Annotated in this window: 10 protein-coding genes; 1 reads left to right on the top strand and 9 read right to left on the bottom strand. The window is 46.2% G+C overall.

What is annotated here, in order from left to right; translation table 11 throughout:
* Positions 1-92 precede the first annotated feature (92 nt).
* The 5 genes from MJ595_RS00430 to MJ595_RS00410 form a co-directional block, all read right to left on the bottom strand.
* Positions 93-4,580 (bottom strand): hypothetical protein, encoded by a 4,488-nt coding sequence (locus MJ595_RS00430; protein ID WP_263080553.1) that lies wholly within the window; start codon positions 4,578-4,580, stop codon positions 93-95.
* Positions 4,581-7,068: 2,488 nt separating this feature from the next.
* Positions 7,069-10,725: a translocation/assembly module TamB gene (locus MJ595_RS00425; RefSeq protein WP_263080552.1), complete on the bottom strand. Its 3,657-nt coding sequence runs from the start codon at positions 10,723-10,725 to the stop codon at positions 7,069-7,071.
* Positions 10,722-12,455, bottom strand: coding sequence for an autotransporter assembly complex protein TamA (locus MJ595_RS00420; protein ID WP_263080551.1), 1,734 nt, complete (start codon positions 12,453-12,455; stop codon positions 10,722-10,724). The genes MJ595_RS00425 and MJ595_RS00420 overlap by 4 nt, the downstream gene beginning before the upstream one ends.
* 205 nt (positions 12,456-12,660) lie before the next feature.
* Positions 12,661-13,707 (bottom strand): DUF2804 domain-containing protein, encoded by a 1,047-nt coding sequence (locus MJ595_RS00415; protein WP_263080550.1) that lies wholly within the window; start codon positions 13,705-13,707, stop codon positions 12,661-12,663.
* 122 nt (positions 13,708-13,829) lie between these two features.
* Positions 13,830-15,137: a hypothetical protein gene (locus MJ595_RS00410; RefSeq protein WP_263080549.1), complete on the bottom strand. Its 1,308-nt coding sequence runs from the start codon at positions 15,135-15,137 to the stop codon at positions 13,830-13,832.
* Positions 15,138-15,286: 149 nt separating this feature from the next.
* On the opposite strand from MJ595_RS00410, the gene MJ595_RS00405 reads away from it, so the two are divergent.
* Entirely contained in the window at positions 15,287-16,339 is a 1,053-nt protein-coding gene (locus MJ595_RS00405; RefSeq protein ID WP_263080547.1) for an OmpA family protein, read from the top strand.
* 342 nt (positions 16,340-16,681) lie between these two features.
* Here MJ595_RS00405 and MJ595_RS00400 read toward each other — a convergent pair whose 3' ends face one another.
* From MJ595_RS00400 to MJ595_RS00385, 4 genes are all read right to left on the bottom strand, one after another.
* Positions 16,682-17,188, bottom strand: coding sequence for a hypothetical protein (locus tag MJ595_RS00400; protein ID WP_263080545.1), 507 nt, complete (start codon positions 17,186-17,188; stop codon positions 16,682-16,684).
* 276 nt (positions 17,189-17,464) lie between these two features.
* Positions 17,465-20,074: a leucine--tRNA ligase gene (gene leuS / locus MJ595_RS00395; protein ID WP_263322429.1), complete on the bottom strand. Its 2,610-nt coding sequence runs from the start codon at positions 20,072-20,074 to the stop codon at positions 17,465-17,467.
* A gap of 126 nt (positions 20,075-20,200) precedes the next feature.
* Positions 20,201-20,881 (bottom strand): hypothetical protein, encoded by a 681-nt coding sequence (locus MJ595_RS00390; RefSeq protein WP_263080544.1) that lies wholly within the window; start codon positions 20,879-20,881, stop codon positions 20,201-20,203.
* Between the two features lie 150 nt (positions 20,882-21,031).
* Positions 21,032-21,958 carry a 2-dehydropantoate 2-reductase gene (locus tag MJ595_RS00385; protein ID WP_263080543.1) on the bottom strand — a complete coding sequence of 309 codons (927 nt, stop codon included), beginning with the start codon at positions 21,956-21,958 and terminating at the stop codon, positions 21,032-21,034.
* Between the last annotated feature and the right edge of the window lie 114 nt (positions 21,959-22,072).

The following is a 22,072-nucleotide window of genomic DNA, read 5'->3' as shown; positions in this document are numbered from 1 at the left end:
GTTTCTAGTGCACTCCAGGGAGATACTTAACTCAATGCCTATTTATAGGAAGCGGTCATGAATCCCATGATCAAATTAACTGGTTTTAATTACTATTGCCCTTTGAGATCAAGCAGTTGCTGTAGGAGTGGGGTTTCACTGTAGCCGGAGTGTATGGATTCTAGCTGCTCAACGGTGGAGCTGTCTTTAGGATCAAGTAGCAACAGCTGGATCATGCAGGCCAGTTGATAGGCAAAGGTTGTCAGTTCTTCGGGAAGGTTGCCATTGGGGTTTTCTGCCAGATCACAAAGCAATTCAACGGCAGGACGGTAGAGTGTTTTTTTAAATAATAATGGATGGGTGGCTACATCCCAAGCCGCGTAGATAGCCACAGGGTCTATGATGGTCTCAGGGTAGGGTGACTTCAGGTGTTTGCATTGACTCTGCATCATCTTTCGGTAAGTGCTGATGAGTTTGTGGGCATATAAATGTTTCGAGGTGGGTGCTTCCCGGCTTTTAGCGAGTGTACATAGACTGTATATAATATCCTCACCCGTCAAATAAGAGACTTCAGATAGATCGCAAAAGCGGATACAGCCGAGAAATTTTTTCTTGACGTCATTATCGCTAATACCCTGTAGAGCGCATAATAATAGAAAGGACGTCTTGTGTTTTATATGGCTGATTGCAGATGGGTATGAGGTGCCTTCGCAAATCTCAACCCATAAGGCTAAGGCATCAAGTGCTTTGGTCAGTATATCCGGGTAATTGTACATCGTCAGTAATAATAGAAGCCTTTCTTTAGCGGAGCAGTGCTTGTCTTTTGTTAAGTGCTGGCGTCTCGCAAAATAGTCAATCATATTACGCCTTATTTCATCATAAAATAGATCATCTGGCTTATGTGGGGCTTGTGTACAAGAAAAAGGCACCAGGTATTTAGTACTGTCATTAAACATGAGCAATGATTTATTGCTGTTTTTTGAATAGTGGTGCATTTGGACAAGCTCTGATAAAGCAATAAAGTCGTATTGGGTTATTAATTTGTACTCCATATTGGGCAGGGAGACAGGTTGAGAGAATCCTGCTTTTATTGCCAGTGCCCGGTGGCGTTGTTGTGACCAGGCATCAAAGCGGGGATTGCCTGCTGAAAACACTCCCAGCAGGTATTGTGCATAAGGGTTTTGACAGGCAGAGGCTTGCTCAAGTAGGGGGTATAATTCACTATCAGAGGGCAGCCTCTGTAGGAATGTCAGGGATGTTTCCCGCGGGGTTGGCTGTATGATATTGACACCCGCTGACTGCAAAAAAAGTAACAGGCAAGCTTTTCCAGTCATGCAGGTATTCGTTAAACCGGGTTCTGTACATGGTGAAAGTGCCTGGATGATATGATTCATCTCTCTGTCAATGTTATGGCTTTCCTCGCTCCATCCAAAAGCAGCCAGGAGCTGTTCCCTTGAGGCAGCAGAGGGCAGCAAACTTTCGGTAATAGGGAATAAAGATGGTTGTGAGAAAAGAGGTATTCCTGTCATTTCATGGATAGAGGCTTCTATAAATGTTATTTGCTTTTCTGTATCTTCTTGTTCTTCATCCTCATCACAAGTTACCCATTCGCTATCTGAAGAGGAAAAATTCATTAACGACAACTCGGCAGCTTCGAAGTTTTTTTCATAAAAAGAGCCGCTGTTGTCTAACGCGTCACTGACGAGACTTGTTACTGCGGGGATTGTTACTGATTGGACTGTTTCATCCTCACAAGTGTCATTTTCCTCATCTGAATCATAGACTGAAGCAACGGGTTGCCGCCAGGGGGAGTGGTTATAGAGTCGATGAAGAGTTTCATCATCCCGGTTTTGTGGGTCAAACAAGGCAAGCCGGTTAATTGCATCCCGGTCACCGAGGCATAGCAGGGCAATATTCAGCTGATAGATCATGGGTTCACAGAAGCTAATGATGATTTCTTTTTGCTCTTTTTCTATCGCTTCTGGATGACTCAGGATATCTGTCAGGAAATCAAGAAAGTGTATCCAGCGGGCGGGGGGGATGGTAAATATTGTTGGCAGGGCATGTAAGGTTGAGCTGGAGAAGATAAGGCCGGAGATAAGAACCTTTTCGGCAGTTATGGGGTGGGCTAGACCTTGTGCAAGCAGTTCAATATAGCTGAAAAGAACGGCAGACTTATTTTCAACTGGCAGAGCCTGTTCAGGTTTATTGCTGTTTTCCTGTTTCTTCAGTATATAGTTCAGTGCTTTTATTGCGCTGCTGAAGGAAGATATAAAGTTTTTATGGCGCGGATCTGTTAATATATCATACTTTTTATACTCGTCGCTGTTTTTGGGATGATAGAGTGTTATTTCCTTTAAAATAGCCCAATTTATATAGCGAAGTTTTGATCTATGGTTATCCATATTATCTGTTTGAATTAATGTGCTAAGTGTCGTTATAGCTATTTGGTAACCATAAATAGCAGCCTTTTCAAGAAGGCTCAATATCTGCGTTTGGGTTCTTATTGCAGGAATAAATCGTTGAACAGGCAGATATTCATCGTAATCTTCAATAAATGCATATTGCAGGAATTTCAGGTAGTAGTTTCTGCCGATGGCTTCGCGCTGTGAATACCAGTCAGGGGTGAATGGAGGTATTTTTTCAAGATTTTGTTCTTGTTGTAAAATACCTTCCCAATCCGCTTGAAGTACCGGTGCGAGCTTTTCATAATCGTGTAAACAATTTTTTGCAACGGCCTCCCATTCATGGGCAGGAGGGGTATCCATTATTTGTTCAAAGCCAGCAAACCATGGTAATGTTGATGGCATGCCAATACATTCTGATAATGCATAGTTAATATATTCTTTGTTAGTTAAATAGCAAAGCGGTAAGCGGGGTTTAGAGGGCAAAGCCTCAATAGGCAGGGCGGTCGCTTCACGTGTACGTTCGTTTTTATTTCCCGCAATTGTAGCCACAAGTTCATCGTTTTCTGTTAATTCAGAGCTTAAAACCGATTGATGATCACCTGAATTATGTTTTATTGATAAGTCATTACTTTCATTCGATCCCTCAATAACGCATAAGTGTTCATAATCTTTAGGTGGAATCTTATTTTTAAGCTGCTTGCCGACGGAAATGTAAGGTTGTAAAGTGCTCTTCGGAGAATCTTTCGGTAAACTTTGAGTCGTGGTAGGTTGCACTATTTTTTGTTTGTTTTCAAGTTCAAGTTGCTCTATCCTTTTTTTGATTTCTGCTAGTTCCTCATGCGTTAGTGCTACTTTACTGGTTTTTGGGATAGAGTCAGAATCGGTTTGTTTTGCCATTGGTGTTACTTTGTTTTTTTCTTTTTTTTGAGATTGTTTGCTAGTATCTTTCTCATCTTTTGTTATTGATGTTGATGCGCTACCCATCTCAACTAAGATGGGTTCTTTGTTTTTTTGTAAATCTTTTTTCGGAGGAATATGAGTTTCTTCTTTTTTATGGGGGAACGCTTTCTTTTTGTGTTTCTTTTTTTTATTTCTTTTCTTTTCTTTTTGGATGCCAGGTTCTGACATTTTTATATCTTCTTTAGCATCATTAGAAGGGATGTCGGCTGAACTTAGAACTTCTTCTTGTGGTGCATCTGATGGCGGTAGTGTATTTAGGTTGCTGGTGTTGGCTGTCATTGGAGTACTGGTAATATCAGGTGTTTTGTTCTGAGTGCCGTTATTTTTACTGGTTACTGGTTCAGTGATGCCAGGAGGGGAAGCAATGCCTATTTTTTTATTGCTATCAGTTCTGTTTTCTGATGGCTGGGCACCTTGCATAGAAGGTAGGTCTCTAGTGTCAGTGGATACCGGTATTTTATTGCTCTGTTGATCGGATTCTTTTTTCATTGGAACTGGTTTATTCAAACTATATTGGTTGTTTTCCACTCGCTTTTTATTTGTTGAGGATGTTGTGTGCTGTTTTTTTTCTCCTTGGTGTTGGGGAGGGTATTGATACGATACAGGAGATGTTTTTATTGGTTTTATAGTGCTTTTTTGAGGTGTTATGGGGTGTTGTTTTGGGGAAGGATGTTCTGGTGTGTTTAGTTGTAGTTTCCAGTTGAAGAATTGATATAACCCTTCAATATAATCCTGGGGTAGGTCTTCATTATTATTATCCAGAATAAATTCATTCAGTCGAGTCTGGAGGTTGGATATGCCTGTAGCAGTTTCTTGTTGCATCCCTTCGTAATGCAAGTAGGTTAGAGTATTATAGTCTCTCCACAAGGAGCCTGTCTTAAGGCTCCAGCTGCTTTTTTTTTCGTGTTCAAAAAGCCATGCCCCGTAAGAGTGTTGTGTGGTTACCAATCCGGAAAAGTGGTTGCCGGTTGAGTCCTCAAAGAGGATATGTATGGCTGGTTTATGGTTTTCTGGCAATGGAGCGTGTAAGTAGAACCCTTCCTTGCCAGGGATGCAGATTGTCTGATCAAGAAATAGTTCAATACAGGGAACCTGGAAAATATCCAGCCATGCGCTTTTTTTAGCGGACGTTTTTTTGCATAAGTTTTCGAAGTTTTGAAGGATCGAGGGGTAACCTTCAGGGTCAACGTCCTTATAAGGAGCTAGTATCTCTTTACAGCGAATTTGAAACACTCTGTCACTTTGGCATTTTTTAACAAAAGCAGAAAATAATGCCTTACCATCAGTGAATTCAGGCCGGTGTAAAGCCAGGGCATGGAAACCACAAAAATCATCGGGGGGAAGGGGATATTCAAAAAAACCTTCCTGATGCGGGTTACAAAAATGATGATAGTGATCAATATTGCAGATGTTGTGTTTTAGGGGAGCCTGAGCCTCTGTGAAGGGGTGGGCGGTTTTTTCAGGGCGCTTTGGTCTCTTATCTTTCCGTACACCTGGCAGAGCTTTTGAGGATTCTTCTGTGACGGGTACTCTTGAAAGCAGTATGTTTTTTTCCAGGTCTTCTACCGTTATGGCTCCAGCAGGTATAGGGGGAGATGGTGGTTGAGTATTGGGCTGTTGTTTTGGTGGTGCTTTCTTTTTTTTACGGTGCTCACGGTATGTCTGTGTAGCCTCACCAAAATAGAAAGAGACGGGTTCAGAGTCCTCAAGGGGAAAATCCGGATTTTTTCCTGGCTGTTTCTGCTCAAGACGTCTACGGCGATAAACATCGGTTGCGTCTTCTGTATCGCCGAAATGCAAAGAAAAGAGTTCTTCTCCCTCCAGGTTAAATCCATCATTATTTTGTTTTGAGGAAAGTGTCGTTCGTTTTTTTGAAGAGGATGATCGGGCAGGTTTAGACTGGCCCCCTATAATATTTATTTTTTTCTTTGTCGTTGGTGTCGGGTTATCAGGTGCTTTTTTATTGGTAGGCTCAATGGTTTTCTGTTGTTGAGATGAGGCTGGTGTTTCGGGTTGCATAGGGGGCTGCCAGGCACTAATTTCGTAGTTGGCCAGTATTTCAAGTCTGGTTCTTGCAGCATCAGGAAAGACACCCCTGGGTTTTTCCAGTGCCCACCATTGCTTTAATTTAGGTTGTAGCTTGTGAAAGGCACGATCACCGGCTTCAGATATATGTGCCCTTTGCTGGTTGGGAGGTAGTCGATAAAACTCCTCAAAAGGAAGAATTGGCGACAGCATAAGTTCTGCATGATTAAGAATAGTTGTATGATCCAACATCGGAAATTCACCAATGCCGGGAATATTAGCCACTCCCCAGGGGAATAATTGTATGTCGTCGACCACTGTCAAATCGATGGACAGGACTGGTGGTTTGCGGGGATAGTCTTTAAGTACATAATAGTGAATGGTGATGTTCTTAGGTGGATAATGGTTGAATGGCATCATTTCCACCACAACATGCCGTTGCTTGGTGTCAAACTCCAGTCGATGTAGTGGGGGCGACCCTTCGGGATACACATCATAAACCCGGCCTAGTATTTTCTCGATGTGCTCTATGGGAATATGAAGGAGGGGAAGAACATCCCCAATGGCTGTGCGGTGAACTTTGAAATCCCAGTCTTCAGGAAAGATATCCACTAATAGGCCATACCATTTCTTTAGATTGAGTAAAAACCCAACGCTGCCGTGTAACTTCAGGTCTGGTGGTTCTGAGTTGTTGCTGTAAGTGGGCATTTTGATTGACTGGGCAGCTTTTTGTGGGTCGGAGCTGCCCAGATACTGTTTAGCCCTGTGTGTTGTGTACTTGCTGAGGTTCTTTAGGATAGTGATGTCTATTGGTTCTGCATTTTTTGTCAGCCGCTCAAAAAGTTGCCGTTCTTCAAGGGATAGCGGTTTTTCTTCGGGAACTGTTTCCTGCTGAGGGTGCAGGTAGGTGGGTCTTGCCGGTGCTGGCATAGGGGGAAGCCACTGGGGTGGCCGGTTAGGGATATAAACATAAGGCGGAACAGCGTATCCCGGAATGAAGTTTGCCTTTATAGGAGCCGGTTGAGAATACGTGGCTGCGTCAGGCGTGCTACCGTACTGTCCCGCTGGGTTCATGGCTACCACGGGTATGGATAAAAGTCCTAGTAAATAAAGTATCAACACACGTATCATGAGCACGCTGTCACCCCATTATTATTTTCACCGGTTGTTTGATATTTCATCCTAGCAGCCTGTCGGACTTAGCTCTGACCTACTGCGAAAAAGCCGGATTTGGCTATTTTTTATGCTGATTCTCGTTAAATAGAACCACTATTCGCCTCGAATCAGCATAAAAAATGGCTCAAACCGGTCTTTTTCTCGCTACGATCGGCTAAGTCCGACAGGCTGCTAGGCGATATGATGATTATGATTGCCAAGATGTCTGAATAATTGATTGTGGACTCGTTCTTCAGCAGTGAAGTATTTTTTAATTATTTATTGTATTTTAAGAAGGCTGCTTTCCAGTTTTTATCTCCGGTAAAATAAGAAAGAATTAAGGAGGGTGAAAAAAAGGGCTGAGAGAAAAACTCCGGGGGAATAAATAGGGTTTCAATTCACGCGCCCGGGAAGGACGCGACCCTGATACAGCAAGACCTTCAGCTATGCGCTAACACTCCCCGTTTTTAAAGGGCACCAGGGGTTAGCGAAATAGCTGTCCGCCGTAAAAATTTCACCCTTTGTATAGCCCCATAATAAGTCATAGGGAAAAACGGTAAAAAATATCCAGTGCCTGGGCCAGGCCGCTGACGGCTTGAAGATAAAGGCGGGGCATCAGTTCATATTTAACCTTCATTTCACCCACTGAGCTGAAAACTCCCACACCATACTGGACCTGGATATCAGGAGAGATATAGCCACTGACAGTGACCTGGGTATCCTCACCATTCCCCTCTGTATCCAGGGAGACATCCTCAAAACCAACCGCCTCCCCAATATCGGAAACCACCCCACCGATTTGGCTAACGCCCAGTCCAAGCAGCATGGACTGGAGAGCATTACTGTCTCCAGAGCTGGCCTTCATGGCTCGTCCCCTGAGCAGGTAGGAAAACTGTTCGGTTTGAGGCATTGAGGGATCTGAGAAGATTTCCCAGCCAGGCTTGGCAGCAGGGCCGTTTACCATGACCCCAACTGTGACATTGTCTTCTATGGCATCAGGGTTGCGAATAGCGTCTACCACCAGGTAGGGGTTATCCAGAGGGCCTGAAAAAATGATTTTTCCGTTTCGAATCACCAGATTTTGCCCAAAGGAACGGTAGCGGCCTTCTTTTAATTGAATGGTACCATGGGCTTCCAGGGGCTTTTCTGGTTTCTGTAGCAGGTTGAGCCGGCCGGTAAGGTGGGTTTTAAGGCCAAAGGCATCAAGCTGGACATCATTGCCTAGCAGGATTTGTGTGTCTATTTCAATGGGTGTAGCCAGCTCTTTTTTATCCGTTACCACTGCCCCTGATTTGATAACAATCACATCATCGGAGCGTGTTACCGCCTGTTTAGGTAAGGACTTTATTTTAATGCGTGCCCAGGGGATAGCGAGGGTTCCTTCTATCTTCTGGTTATTGCCGAGCAGTACGCGAAGGTCAGGAGAAATATGAACGGCACCCACCCCCGGATACTGGGCTTCCAGCCCGGAGCCTTTGGCGGTGATCTGCCCTGATGGCGACAGGTTTTGCCAGTTAATCTGGCCGCCAAGATTAAGGGTTCCGTCGCCTACGTTCATTTTTCCTGTGATGTTGGCCTGATCCCCGGCGATTTCCAGACGGGTATCCAGCTCACTGATGGTAACCATATCCGTTGTGGTTTTCAGGCCACCTTCAGCGAGCTCCAGGAAACCATGAAAAAGCGGCTTTTCCAGGGTTCCGCCAAACCGGCCCTGTGCCGAAACGGTACCCGTCAGATCACGGGTATCAGGCAGGAAAGGCGACAAAATATGAATCATTAGATTATCGGTATGCAGGGTGCCAGCCAGTTGTCGGCGATCCTGGATATCGCTGACTGACAAGTCAATATCAGCCTGTCCAAGCTGTTGAGACTTAAAGCCCAGGGTGCTGTGCATCTTGTCATTAGCCACATTGACCTGAACGGCCAGGGTATCATAGTCACTTTTGATGGGGCCGGCTTCCAGTGTTCCCGGTGTTGTGGTGATAGCAAGAGAGAGGGTCGGAGCACTGTTTTTCCACGCCACCTGTCCCTGGGCCGAGGTTACCGCCTGCCAGGAAAAATTATCCGGGAAAAAGGGCTTTAGGGTTTCCAGGCTAAACTGGCTCAGTGTGAAGGCGGTGCTTCCCTCGGCAGCGGATATCTCAGCAGGATCAAGGCAAAGCTGCGCCTGCCCCGATTGCCAGCACTGCCGGGACAGGGCAAGCACCTGATGGTTGTTGAAGGTGATCTGTGCGGGTTTATTTAATTGCCATTTGCCGATATCAGTACGGAGGTGGGCTTTTGTTAAAATGCCATTCCAGCGATTATTTAACCATGAGCCGGACAGGTTAAGGCTGGGAGCCACGGGGTTGCCTTCACTGCCCAGTGACAATTGATGGCTGCTTTCACTGCCTTTGACGGCCAGGGTAATATGCTTCAGTTTAATGCCGCTGCCATTAAACTGATCCAGGTTCAGGGTTGCCTCTCCACGGATTTCATCATCCTTTATGATTGCCCCCGCACTGCTTAGCTGCTTCAGGCTCAGTGCCTGCCAGATGAGTAACGGACTGGTCAGTTGATAGTTGATACTCGGGTTTTCCTGATTACCCGTAAGCTGGAAAGTGCCCTCCAAAGAGCCTCCCAATCCCGGATATAGCTCGCTGAGCTTTTTGCCGTCAATGCGGGCATTCAGGTTCCAGTTATCGGCAAGTTGGCCTTGGGCAGAGAGTTGGTTTTCGCCCAGGCGGACATTGAGAAAATCAATAGTCCAGTGTAAATCCTGGTCACCCAGCAGTTTTCCTTTCATGGTAACCGTGTGGTCACGCAGGGTGCCTGAGAGGTTAAGTTCAGGAATAGCTAATTGCCACTGGTTGTCCCTGAGCTTGAACTGGCTGTGAATGTTTCCGCTGATTTCTCCCGGCAGTTCCGAAACCCAGTGGGCTGGATTGACGTGGGATAAAGCCATATCCCCCTGCCATTGGATATCATTTTCCCAATCAAGGGAGCCAGAGATGGCGGCAGCTCCCTCAGACGTTCGCAGATCAATGTTATTAAAGTAAATATTGCGGGTTGTTCCTTCACCGTTAATATCTACTGTTATGGGTGGCTGTGCAGTGAGTTTTGCAAGGGCGTCAAGGGTGAAGGCGTAGTTTTGCAGAGTACCTTTGGCGGTTAACTGACCCTGTTCCAGAGTGGCATCAGGTGTTGTCCCTGCGAGAGGCCACTGAATTTTATCCCATAACAGATTAAGCTCAAATGGCAGGTTCGGTATTAGAGGCTGGGCTTCCCCGGTAACCTTTGCGTTGAATGAGCCTGCTGTGGTTATCTTGATGGCTAACTGCTGAAGTGAACCGGTGAGGTTGATAGAAAGCCTCTGGTTGTCAGGCAGTGCGTCGATTTGGTCTTTTTTTACGATGGAATTTATCGCCAGTGTTAATGGGTAGTCATTGGCCAGACTGATATGTCCTGATAGCTCGGTATTCGCTAATGGGTGAAAAACAGTTAACTGCTCAATGGTTAACTGATGCGCTTGACCTGCCATCTTCAGGGTAATACCAGGAATCACCTCCTGGTCATATTGGGTGTTTACCAGCTCCAATTTTTGCAGTTTAACGGGAAAAGGAAGTTGAATGGCTGGCAAAGTAATGGGGTCGTCGGCTGGTTTTGTTGCTGCACTTGCACTGTCAGCTGTGCTGGATGCTGCAATGTTAAGGTTATCCAGCAAAGTAGAATCCACCACCAGGCCAGCCTTGTTAAGATGGACGGCTGTGGACAGCTTTTTAAATGAAGTGGTTAGCCCTTCCTGTTGGAATTTAAAGTCATTGATAGTTACCCTATCAATATCCACAGATAATGGAATGGACAATTCAGAAGAACTCCCTTCGGATACACTGTCCTGTTCAGATGAGGGTAACAACTCCAGGGTGGGATGGGTAGCGGTAATATCGGTTACCCAAAGCCTGCCTTTTAATAGCGACAGGGGATTCCATTCCAGTGACAGTTGTCTGCTATTAAACGATACCTGATCGTTATTCCAGCCCAGGTTGCGAAAAGTCCAGCCTGTTCCCAAGTGTCCACTGACAAGTTCACCTTCCAGTTCAGGAAGCTGCTTTTGTGCCTGTTGCCAGAGCCACTGGTTGCCCGTATGGGTAAAGCCGATGGTTAGAATGCCCAGTACAAAAACAATGAATATCAAGACACTTCGGATCAGCCGCTTCATAGCTCAGGCCCCATGGTAAAGTGCAAACGCCAGGGTGTGTCTTCTTCACTGATGGCAAAGGCCAGATCCAGCTTTAGTTGACCCAGGGGGGAGACCCAGCGGATACCAAAGCCGGTACCGGTTTTCCATTTATCCCTGTAGTTATTAGTAGCTGTCCCGCTATCCACAAAGGTGGCAATACGCCATTTAGGGGCAAAGCTGTAGGCATACTCAAAACTGGCCGCTGTCATATAGCGAGCCCCCGTTAGCTTGTTGTCCTTATCCCTGGGGGAGATACTTTCATAGGCATAACCTCTGATGGACTGGTCACCTCCGGCAAAAAAGCGAAGGGAAGGGGGAATATCAGTGATGTCTCCAGGCATCCAGATAGCCCCCTGTTCAAAGCGGGTCATGACACGGTGTTTTTTGGCATAGGTTCGTAACCATTTGGTTCGGCCCCAGGCCTTGATAAAGTCTGCGTCAGAACCCCAGGACCGGCTGGATAGTTCAAGTTTTGCCAGCTGCTGATCGCCCCAGTGAGGATCAGCTCCACCACGTATACGTCGACGACTGAATGAGACGCCGGGAATAAGAAGAAGGTTTTTGTCTTTCTGGATGCCCTGTTCAAAACTTTCTGATTCCACCCGAAAGAATACATCCTGGTCCCAACTGTTTTTCTTTCTTAAAGAACGTTTTGTCCAGCGGTGAACCGAGGTGGAAAGTAAGCTGCTGTCTGTATCCTGAATATATTTGCGCTGATAGCCCAGCTGTAGGCTGTAGTAGTCTTGCAGGGGGTTTCCGGCAGGAATTTTATAGCTGGACGATATCTCGGTTCGTTTTCCCGAGATCATGGCTTCACTGCTCAGGCTGTGCCCATAATGATTGACCCAGGGTTTATCCCAGTTCAAAAAACCACGGGGGCCTTCATCGGTTGAATAGCCAGCACCCACCTGTAACTCGTGTTTTAGCCTGGGCTTTACGCCAATAAATATGGGAACAGCCAGGTCATCTATATCTTCCTTAACGGGGTGAACGTCGATGTTCTGGAAATAGCCGGTTGAAGAAATATCCTGAGTTAATTTGCCTAATTTAACGGAGTCGTAAGATTGATCCGGTTGAAAATTGATCAGGTATTCCAGTAGCTTCTGGGTGGGTGCCGTCATTTTGCTATAGATGGGAGCTCCAAACTGATAGCGGTGTCCCGTCTCCATAGATAGTGTTATGTGGGCACTATTTTCTTTCGGGAAGATCTCGATGGTATGCTGGGTGAGGCTTGCATCGAAGTAGCCCCGGGCCAGGGCCAGGTTAACCAGAGTGCTTTTTATGGCCTCGTATTTGCCCTGATCCAGTATATCGCCTTCCTGCAATGGCAGGTTTGTCTTGAAATCCGAGAAAGCCTGGTCTTCGAGGGCATCACCGGACAGGTTTAGCTGAAGCTTTCGGATAATAACAGGTGTTCCCGCATCAACGTTGACCAGCAGTGTATTTTGGTTTTTTTCCGAGAGCTGCAGTGTTGTGACTGAATGATAATACCCTAGGGCTTCCAGCGAATGGCTGATTTTCTCTTTGATATGTTGTCGGAAACCGGGCAGCTGATGTGGATCAATGGGGGGCAGGGTATTCAGGTAGAGACTGGCATTTTCCTCAAGTTCTTTATCGAGTCCTGTTAGCTTTAATTTCAGGGGAGCACCCTGTGCGATAACAGTAAAGAGCGTGAGCAGGACGAGGAGGCCTGTACGAAAAAACAGCATTATCATGTGTGGCAACAGGCCCTATAGGCTAATCCTTGAATATAAGCTATCAAATGTCTGGTGGTTGAGAGACAGGGGAACGAATCTACTTGAAGTGATTTAAATAATCAAAGTTTTTGGTTTGATGATTATTGATTAATCGTTAAACCGCGCCAGTCAAAGGGCTAGAAAATATGTACTTTCTACGTTGGCGCGGTTTAGGACATTACATCCGAATATATTTTTTTTCTCCCATACCGATAAAGCCATCAAAATCTATCTGCTGTTTATCAGGAGACATAATAAAGCCTTTAAATTCGCCGGTGGGACCATGATAACGGGTTTCTGCAAAGCCCAGATTAAGGTAATTGGGAACATCCGCCAGAGGTGTAAAGCTTAGCCTGACCATGTGGTAATCGTCCCGGATATGCCATGTGCCGGTGACGCCTTCAGGGCGTTGAATCTTTATGGGTGGTAAGGGGTGCATAGTGCCGCCAAGCCAGAGACAGTTTTCATTGTACTTTTCATGGTCTGTTACCTGGTTATCCGTCAGGTTAAAACCCTGAAGCTCTCCCCTGTCATTAAAGCCCATAGCGGTAGCCCAGTCATATTTCATGATGTAAGGGTAATAGCCTTTGTGATCATCCATAATCATGCAGGTATCCTGAGACGTATAATTATAAATATGACTATCGACGTTTAATGTACCCTCAGACGACATTAGTGATTTATGTGAATAAAGGGGGCGGTTGTCTCCGAATGGTTGGATAATAACAATGGGCTGGGTTTGGTAGTGTCCGGTAAATGAGGCTTCCAGGTTAGGTTGGTGTTTAAATTTTTTTGCAGAAAAAGAAATCGTCACCCGCTTTGAATCAAGCTGGTTGTTGATATCAATTTTAAAGTTCGGGCTGTGGTAATAGCAGTGACTGTTTGCCAGTCCACTGGGGACTTTGAGCTTCCAGCAAGGCACCTTGTGCTGATAGACATACATACGCCCTTTATTCCGGTCATAGGCCATGATAATCGCCGTGCCAATGGTTTTTGTGTTATAGACTGAAACGCAAAAAAACCAGTCTTTACAGGCGATCTGGATGGCTTCCCACTCCTTTAATCTGAAGCCCTGGATGCCAGTGGGCAGTGATAGCCCCAGGGGTTTTTTGGCATCCAGCAGGTTCAAATTGACGATAGCGCTATCGAACGTCCCAAAATTGCACTGACCATTAGTTACTGCAGAGTCGGGGGTAGGTAAAATTGCTCGGCTGTACTTATTCATGACAATACTTTTTTATGAAGCCTGAAACCCAAGAGTACCGATTTCAGTTAAATGGTAAAACCTTTGAAGTCAAGGATGGTTTTTCTGGCCTTTATCCTGAACATGCCCCCTGGGGGGATGGATTATTTCCAGATTTCAATAGATTCAATGCGATCCAGCTTAATTGGCAGTGTTGCTGTTCCCCCGGAAACCCAGTATTCAATGACTAACTGGTTTGTATCTGCATCCAGGACTCTGCCTTCGTATACCTGATTATTTGTTATCTGAATCCGGGCTTTGTTATTGATATAACGGCTAATGTTACTTTTTTCAATGACCTGGAATGAAGGCTTTGGCGGTACTTTATCCCGGGGGCTGGAATAGTCATGACGGGGTTCAGTCTTGGTTTTTTTCGTCTCCTGCAGTTCTGAAAGCAGCCTAAATAATGGCCCGGGTTGTAACTGTAGTGGTGTAATATCCTTACCATTAATCTGAAGGGACAGCCCCAGATTCTCAACCCAGTATTCAGGGGGTAGATTTGACAAGGCAAGGGGGTGAAAGTCTATAGAGGGTAAAGCGGACAGGGTTATTTTGCCTGGTGTGGTAAGGAAATCCTGATATCCGTGCTTCATTGCATCATTAAATAGGAGTCCAAGGGTGTATCCATAGTAGATATCAGGCTGGGAGGATTCTTTAACAATGTAGTCCTGTTGGGATAAGCCTGCTTTAGTTGCACAGAATTGAGTCAGTCTTGATGTAAGTCCGTAGTCGTTAAATTCCAGCGAGAGTTTTTCAAAACGTGGTGTATTAATTATTTTAGCGGGAGGAAGCCCATCGATATTGCTGATTTTGGTTTCCAGCTCCAAAGATCCTATTTCAGGCCATTGGAATTGGATGGCCGATGTGAGTTCACGGTGGGACTCATTGAACTGATAATTTGCAGTTAGATTCATTGCCGATGAACCATAGCCCAAGGCCTTAAGGTCTTTACCGGTTAAAAAAAAGCGGTCGCCACAAACGGGTTCGATATGTTCTTTTAAGGCGTTGTTGAGTTTGTCATATTCTTGGAGTAACGCGTTGAGGTCATCTATTCCCGAAGGGTTGGATAAGTTTTCAAAATGGATGGAAAGAGATTCAGGGGAGGTGTCACTTTCTCTAAGAATCTTGTTAATTAGATAAAGGGTATTTGGGAATGTTACTGATACTCTATCTACTGTAGTAATGAGACTACTGCCCTCGAATAATGGCTTTATGGTAAGCCGGGATAAAGACACCTGACCATTAAAGTGGACACTGAGTTTGTCGTAGTGAATATTTACAAAGCCTGAGGCTGTGGCTATCAGCTCATCCAACTGCTTTGTCAGCTTTTTTTCCAGGTAATAGCTTAACCCTTTCCAGCCGAGCAGGCAGGTTATAAGGGTGATCATCAATCCTTTGATAAAACGAGACACTGCTCTGCTCCTTAATATTATTGTTAATAAGCAGTAACCACTCTTTTCAAAACTGCGTTATTCCCTTACTGTATCACGGGAAAACCGGATATAAGAAAAATACCGGTTGGGACTGGAGATGATTCAGACATAATGACCAAGGAGTACGTATGAAGCTTCATTCTTTTTCCCGCACACTGCTCAGTGCTGCGGTGGCTGCTGTTGTCAGCACCAGTGCCCTGGCAAATACAGTGGTTGACAAGGGGTTCACTTTTAGTCTGGGAGGGGGATATACCGCATTTGACAGTGAACGAAGCCTGGATAATAACTGGGGGCCGGAGATCGGTATCGGCTATCGCTTTAATGATCGCATGAGCCTGGAGGGTATTTACTCCCAGTTCAAGACAGACCAGAAAAACGCAGGCGAAGCTAAAATCAAAAACTATCGCCTTGATGGATTCTATGACCTTAGGCCTTGGGATGGTGACTGGACACCTTATGCGCTGGTTGGTATCGGGGAGCTGCGTGAGAACCGTGAATTTACCCGTGACCGTGAAGATACCCGAATGAGCTTTGGTGGTGGAGTTCGGAAAGCATTGATGCCCAATCTATCGTTGCGTGGTGATATCAGGGCTATTCGTAGCCTGGATTATGGCCAGACAGAAGGGATGGTGAATGTAGCTCTGACCTGGACATTCGGTTCTCCAGCGAAGCCTGTCCAGCAGACTGAACCTGCCCCTCCCCCTCCCCCTGTTCAGGAAGAAGAGGTAGTTCAGCCTGTAGCACCACCGGATAGCGATATGGATGGTGTTGTTGACAGCCAGGATCTTTGCCCGAATACCCCTGCTGGCAGCACTGTTGATGCCACTGGTTGTATTCCGATGGAAGAGATTGATCTGTTGGTTGAATTTGGTTTCGACTCCGATACGCTTCGTGACGGTGACATGAGTACCGTTGAAAAAATGGCGGACTTTATGAAACGTCATCCAGAGGTACGTATTGTTGTAGAAGGTCATACCGATAGCAAAGGCCCGGCAGCCTACAACGAAAAACTGTCTCAGCAGCGGGCAGAGGTGGTTCGCCAGATCCTGGTGCAGGAGCATGGAATTGACCAGAGTCGTATTGATGTAATCGGTAAGGGCGAATCTGAGCCTGTAGCTGATAACAGCACAATGGAAGGCCGTCAGAAAAACCGTCGGGTTGTAGCTGAAGTTTTAAAATAAAGCTTTCTGGCTAAAACACGGCTGAGTTTTTTCTTCTCATTTCTTCTTGTTCCCAGCGTCCCGAGGTTGTCGCGAAAATCTGAAATAGATTCAATGCCGTACATCCTGTACAGGCGACTGCATGGATGCAGGAGGTAGAGCAATGCAAGGAGCAATTGCCGAGATTGTACAGGATCCATCTGCCATGGAAGGCAGTCTAACCGCGCGTATCATGCGGGCTGAGAGATTCACCTCCCTGTGGTATGGATCCCGTACAGTCCTTGTACGGGATGACGACGGAGAAAATTCAGATTTTCGCGACACTTTCTGGAGCCTGGAAACGAGCCTTAGAACATGACTTCTTTATTGCCCAAATAGCTCGGCATCAATTTCATTTTCTGAAATCAGCTGTTTGTTGGCAAATAGCGACTTAATGCAAGGGTCTTTCAATACCCGCTGAATCCAGTAATGAAACCACTCATTGAAATCTGCGGGTTCGTAAGCTCCCGGAGTGTTCATAATAATCTTGAATGATTTGATTAACTCTGGTTTTCCGGAGGGCGGAAAAGTATGGAAATAGATACCGGGCTTCAGGTCTTCATATCCCGGTTTTCTGACGGTGCGGGTGAAAAAGGACATGGTCATTTCAGCTGACCAGAGTTGTCTTTTGTTGGAAAGGATCACTCTCAGTTTTGCCTGGCCACTTGGCTGCCTTTCTTTGGATGTTCTGAAATCAAGCAGTTCCACCTGGCAGGGAAACTTTCTTACCGTCAGGTTGCCCGTTGCTTTAGGGGAGGTATCAGACCATGCCTTAAACTGTAGGATTCTTTCTTCCAGCAATGTCCTTATCTGTTTTTGTTCACTGATCATCCGTGTTACTCCTGTCCTCTTTTTTTTTGAATCTGCAGGATAAACGCATCAGCCAGGCAGCTTTGCCAATATGCAAGGAGTTATTGGCGAAGATTGCCATTGCCTTTCAGAGGAATAATATCCCTATTTACTGAGCAGGTGTCCAGTCAATTAATGGGTTAGGTTGTAATAAAGTGTTTTATGATTGCAGAAGGAGGGCAGGATATTAGGTTGGCAACCTATCCGTCTTCCGATAGATTGCCAGACCAGTGGTTTTGTCAACAAAACCTGAATCGTTTAGTTAGCGACAATATTCACCAACTTTCCCGGAATTACGATGACTTTGCGAATAGTTTTATCATCGGTGAATTTAGTGACGTTGGGTTGCTCCAGAGCCAGCTTTTCAATGGCCTCTTTGGACATGTCCGCGGCAACTTCAAGCTTGGCACGTACCTTGCCGTTAACTTGAATAACCAGGGTAATGGCATCTTTAACCAAAGCATTTTCGTCCACCCTGGGCCACTGGGCCTCCAGTACTGGTGTGCTATTGCCAAAGGCCTGCCAGAGGCTATGGACAATATGAGGGGCAATGGGTGCCAGTATCAGGGTTGTCGCCTCCAGTGCCTCTCTTAATACAGCCTGTCCCTGTTCAGAATTATCAGAGAATTTGCTGGTGGCATTGGTTAGTTCCATAACGGCTGCCACGGCTGTATTAAATGTCAGGCGTCGTTCAAAGTCATCAGTGACCTTTTTGATGGTCTCATGGGTTTTACGACGCAATGCCTTTTGCTCTTTGGTCAGGGCATCTGTATCCAGAACTGCCACTTCTCCTTTGCCCAGGTGATCACACACCTGCTTCCAGAAACGGCGAAGGAAACGGTGAGCACCTTCTACGCCACTTTCTGACCACTCCAGGGTTTGTTCTGGAGGTGAGGCAAATACTGTGTAGAGACGAATGGTGTCGGCGCCATACTGGTCAATCATCTGCTGGGGGTCAATGCCGTTGTTTTTGGACTTGGACATTTTGCTCATGCCCGCATAGCTAACGGCTTCACCTGTTGCGTTGTGGGTAGCCGTTACCAGGCGTCCTTTTTCATCCCGCTCGACGGTGACATCGGTGGGGGCAACCCACTGCTTGACGCCTTTCTCATCCAAAGAGTAGAAGGTGTCAGCCAGTACCATTCCCTGGCAAAGCAGACGTTTGAAGGGTTCGTCACTGTTAACCAGGCCCGCATCACGGAGCAGTTTGTGATAGAAACGGGAATAGAGCAGGTGCATTACGGCATGTTCAATGCCGCCAATATACTGATCTACGGGCAGCCAGTAATTGGCGGCAGCCGGATCCAGCATGGTATCGCTTTGTGGTGAACAGTAACGGGCATAGTACCAGCTTGATTCCATAAAGGTATCAAAGGTGTCTGTTTCCCGCAGGGCCGCCTGGCCATTATGGGTGGTTTTTGCCCATTCAGGATCCGCTTTGATAGGGGACTGAACACCATCCATTTCCACGTCTTCAGGCAATCTGACCGGGAGGTCTTCCAGAGGAACAGGTGCTTCTGTGCCATCTTCCAGGTAGCGCATGGGAATAGGCGTACCCCAGTAGCGCTGTCGGCTAACCCCCCAGTCACGCAGGCGATAGTTAACCTGCTTTTCCCCTTTTCCGGCGTTAGCCAGCCACTCAGCAATGGCGTGGAACGCATCTTCCGAGCTGAGGCCATCAAAGTCACCGGAATTGATCAGAAGGCCTTTTTCTGTGAAGGCGGCCTTGCTGGTATCGCATTGGGTATTATCATTAGCCGGTTTTATGACCTGTTTAATGGTCAGCCCGAAGCGGGTGGCAAACTCAAAGTCGCGTTGGTCGTGGGCAGGTACAGACATCACTGCGCCAGTACCATAATCCATCAGCACAAAATTGGCAGCCCATACCGGGACTTCCTCACCGGTAACCGGGTGAATCGCCTTGATTCCGGTATCAACGCCCATTTTTTCCAGAGTGGCCATGTCGGCTTCAGAGACGGTATTCTTTTTACAGTCGCTGATAAATTCGGCCAGTTTGGGGTTATTGCTAGCAGCCGCCTGGGCCAGGGGGTGTTCGGCAGCAACGGCTACATAAGTCACCCCCATCAGGGTATCAGGACGGGTGGTATAGATCTGGAATGTGTCAGGGGCTTCCAGTGTGTGTTCCAGAGAGGATGCAGCCACACTGAAGGTCATTTGAACACCTTCGGAGCGACCTATCCAGTTGCGCTGCATGGCCTTGACCTGTTCTGGCCATTCTTCCAGCTGATCCAGGTCTGCCAGTAGCTCATCAGCATAGGCGGTAATCTTGACGAACCACTGGGGCAACTCTTTACGTTCAACCTTGGTATCACAGCGCCAGCAACGGCCATCTTCAACCTGCTCATTAGCCAGCACGGTTTCGTCATTAGGACACCAGTTTACGGTGCCCATTTTTTTGTAAACCAGGCCTTTTTCATAAAGTTGAGTGAAGAACCATTGTTCCCACTTGTAGTATTCCGGTTTACAGGTAGCCAGTTCCCGGCTCCAGTCGTAGCCAAAGCCCAGGCGCTTTAGCTGGCCCCGCATATAATCAATGTTCTCATAGGTCCAGGGGGCTGGGGCTGTCTTGTTTTTAATGGCGGCATTTTCTGCGGGCAGGCCAAAGGCATCCCAGCCCATGGGCTGAAGGACATTTTTGCCTTGCATTCGCTGATACCGGGATACCACATCGCCGATGGTGTAGTTTCGCACATGGCCCATATGGAGGCGACCACTGGGATAAGGAAACATGGAAAGGCAGTAGTACTTTTCCTTGCTCTCATCTTCTGTCACTGTAAAACTGTGATGCTTGTCCCAGTACTCTTGAGCCTGGTTTTCAATCTGAAGGGGGTGGTAATGCTCTTCCATCTTAGCTCTGTAATCAGGGGGTGAAACTGGCAAGAATACAACAGTGTGTCTTTTGCCGGTAGGTTCTTTATTGCTTTTGTTTGCAGGCTTTTCATTTTATGGTGAATTGCCGGGTTCCTTGAAAAATCACTCAATATGGCCTCCCAGAGAGTCCACCGCCCGTTTTCGGTAATAGGTAAGGGGACTGGCGTTGCTCTGGTAAAAAAGTCCATTAACCGAGTCATTAAGATATTGCAGGACAACCAGCTTGCTGATTTCCGATAGATGTTCGGGGGAAAGCTTAATCCGGCATTTTTTCAACGCCATTTGGAGCAGGCTTTCTGCTTCTTTGGCTGTCTGGTTTAACCATGCGGATACTTCCTGTGGGGCTGCGATCATGCCGGTAAATCCCAGGTTGTCCCAATGGGGATGGTTTTTTAAAGCGTTAGAGTATGACGTTACCGGGATTGAGCTTAATTCATTGAGACAGGTTATGTTTATAGCTGGTGATAGCTTCAGAGTATGATCAAGGAATTGATGCCGAAAAAAAGGCGAACAACTGGCGTTGTCAGCGAACATGTTGGAAAAATAGTATAAAAATCTATTTTTCCGGATCACATAGAAGGTGTGTGTCTGAAGCCTTTCATAGTCCGGTTTATCCCATTTAACGGAATACCCTTTTTTTTCAAGTTCCTTCAGCTTATGGCGTAAATCTTCAGGTACATCCTTGTTGGTGACTTTGATCCCCTGGGGGTATCTTTCCTGAATCATTTCACCGGACATGGATTCCAGGGTGTATTTGGAAACAAAGGGTTGCTTTGTTACCAAAAAAACGGCGTGTGACGGTAATGCAAGGACAGACAAGGTTAATACCGTCAACAAAGTCCTGATCATAGAGCGTGAACTTGACTGATTTATTTAAGGGAACAGTCAATACCATAGCAATAAATGGCATTTTTGCGATTTCGTTTTTGCGATTTATAGTGCGATTCCCTTTAGCTTAAGAGCTGATAGCAGTTTTGAGTATTCAGGCATAGCAATCCCATGCTGCCTGGCAAGGTTTAGCAGGAAGCCATTGATGTAAGCCAGTTCGGTCATCCGGTCAGATCGGGCATCCTGACACGTGGAGGATATATTGTTCGCCGTTTTTCTACAGACAGACTCCACTAGTCGGGATATGTCAGTATTCAGGTTTTTGTTGAGTCCCTTGAGTGTTCTGCTGGTTTCACTGATGAGGTTAGTGAGGTGTTTATATTTTTCCTGATGGTCAACTAATGCGCCATTTTTACAATCATACAGAGCGGTTAGACCATTGATACAGCAGTTGACAGCCAGTTTTCGCCATAGAATTTGTTTTATATCTGATGTTTTATGAACGGCCAGTCCAAAATTATCAAGCAAGTCTGAAAAAGGGAACTGTGCCGTTTGATGGCCCCACTGGATTTCACCAATGGTCGTCTCCCCTTTACCCGCATGACAGACCTTAAAAGGTTCGGTCAAAAATGCACCGTCAGTGCTGGAACCGGCCCAGATGTTCTGTTCTGGTAATAAATCGACGATTTCCTGTTGGCTACCCATCCCGTTTTGTAGCAAAAGCAGGCTGCTTGCTGGCGTCAGCTGATCTTTTAAGGGTAGTACTGCTTTTTTTGCATCCTGGGCTTTTGTGCACACTATCAGTCGATCAATGGGCGTATTAATGGCTTTAGCACTGGTGATTGAGAGATGGTGTTCAGTTACAATACCGGAAAATGCAGTTAACTTTAGTGTGACCTGATTTTTCCCCAGACCGTGGAATCGCTCTGGCCGCAAAATAAGTGTGGGACTGATGCCTTTTTCTGAAAGTTTTGCTGCCCACAGGCAACCCATGCTGCCAGCGCCAAGAATGCACCAGTTTAGTTTATTCATGAACAGAGATGAAAACCCTATAACTCAATTGATCCGTTTATTTTATAGCTATGATAAAACACTGGCTATACTTTCCCATGCCGGGGTAAAGCCCTGTTCTTGTTCAGGTCAGAT

The sequence above is a fragment of the Endozoicomonas sp. Mp262 genome, from assembly GCF_025643335.1.
GTDB lineage: Bacteria > Pseudomonadota > Gammaproteobacteria > Pseudomonadales > Endozoicomonadaceae > Endonucleibacter.
Note: the sequence above shows the minus strand (reverse complement) of the source record. Positions and strands in the feature narration are given on the sequence as shown.

Bases quoted from the DNA above. Each gene is read 5' to 3' on its own strand.
- MJ595_RS00405 (WP_263080547.1), top strand. From the start codon at position 15,287: ATGAAGCTTCATTCTTTTTCCCGCACACTGCTCAGTGCTGCGGTGGCT.
- MJ595_RS00385 (WP_263080543.1), bottom strand. From the start codon at position 21,958: ATGAATAAACTAAACTGGTGCATTCTTGGCGCTGGCAGCATGGGTTGC.
- leuS (WP_263322429.1), bottom strand. From the start codon at position 20,074: ATGGAAGAGCATTACCACCCCCTTCAGATTGAAAACCAGGCTCAAGAG.
- MJ595_RS00425 (WP_263080552.1), bottom strand. From the start codon at position 10,725: ATGAAGCGGCTGATCCGAAGTGTCTTGATATTCATTGTTTTTGTACTG.
- MJ595_RS00415 (WP_263080550.1), bottom strand. From the start codon at position 13,707: ATGAATAAGTACAGCCGAGCAATTTTACCTACCCCCGACTCTGCAGTA.
- MJ595_RS00400 (WP_263080545.1), bottom strand. From the start codon at position 17,188: ATGATCAGTGAACAAAAACAGATAAGGACATTGCTGGAAGAAAGAATC.
- MJ595_RS00420 (WP_263080551.1), bottom strand. From the start codon at position 12,455: ATGCTGTTTTTTCGTACAGGCCTCCTCGTCCTGCTCACGCTCTTTACT.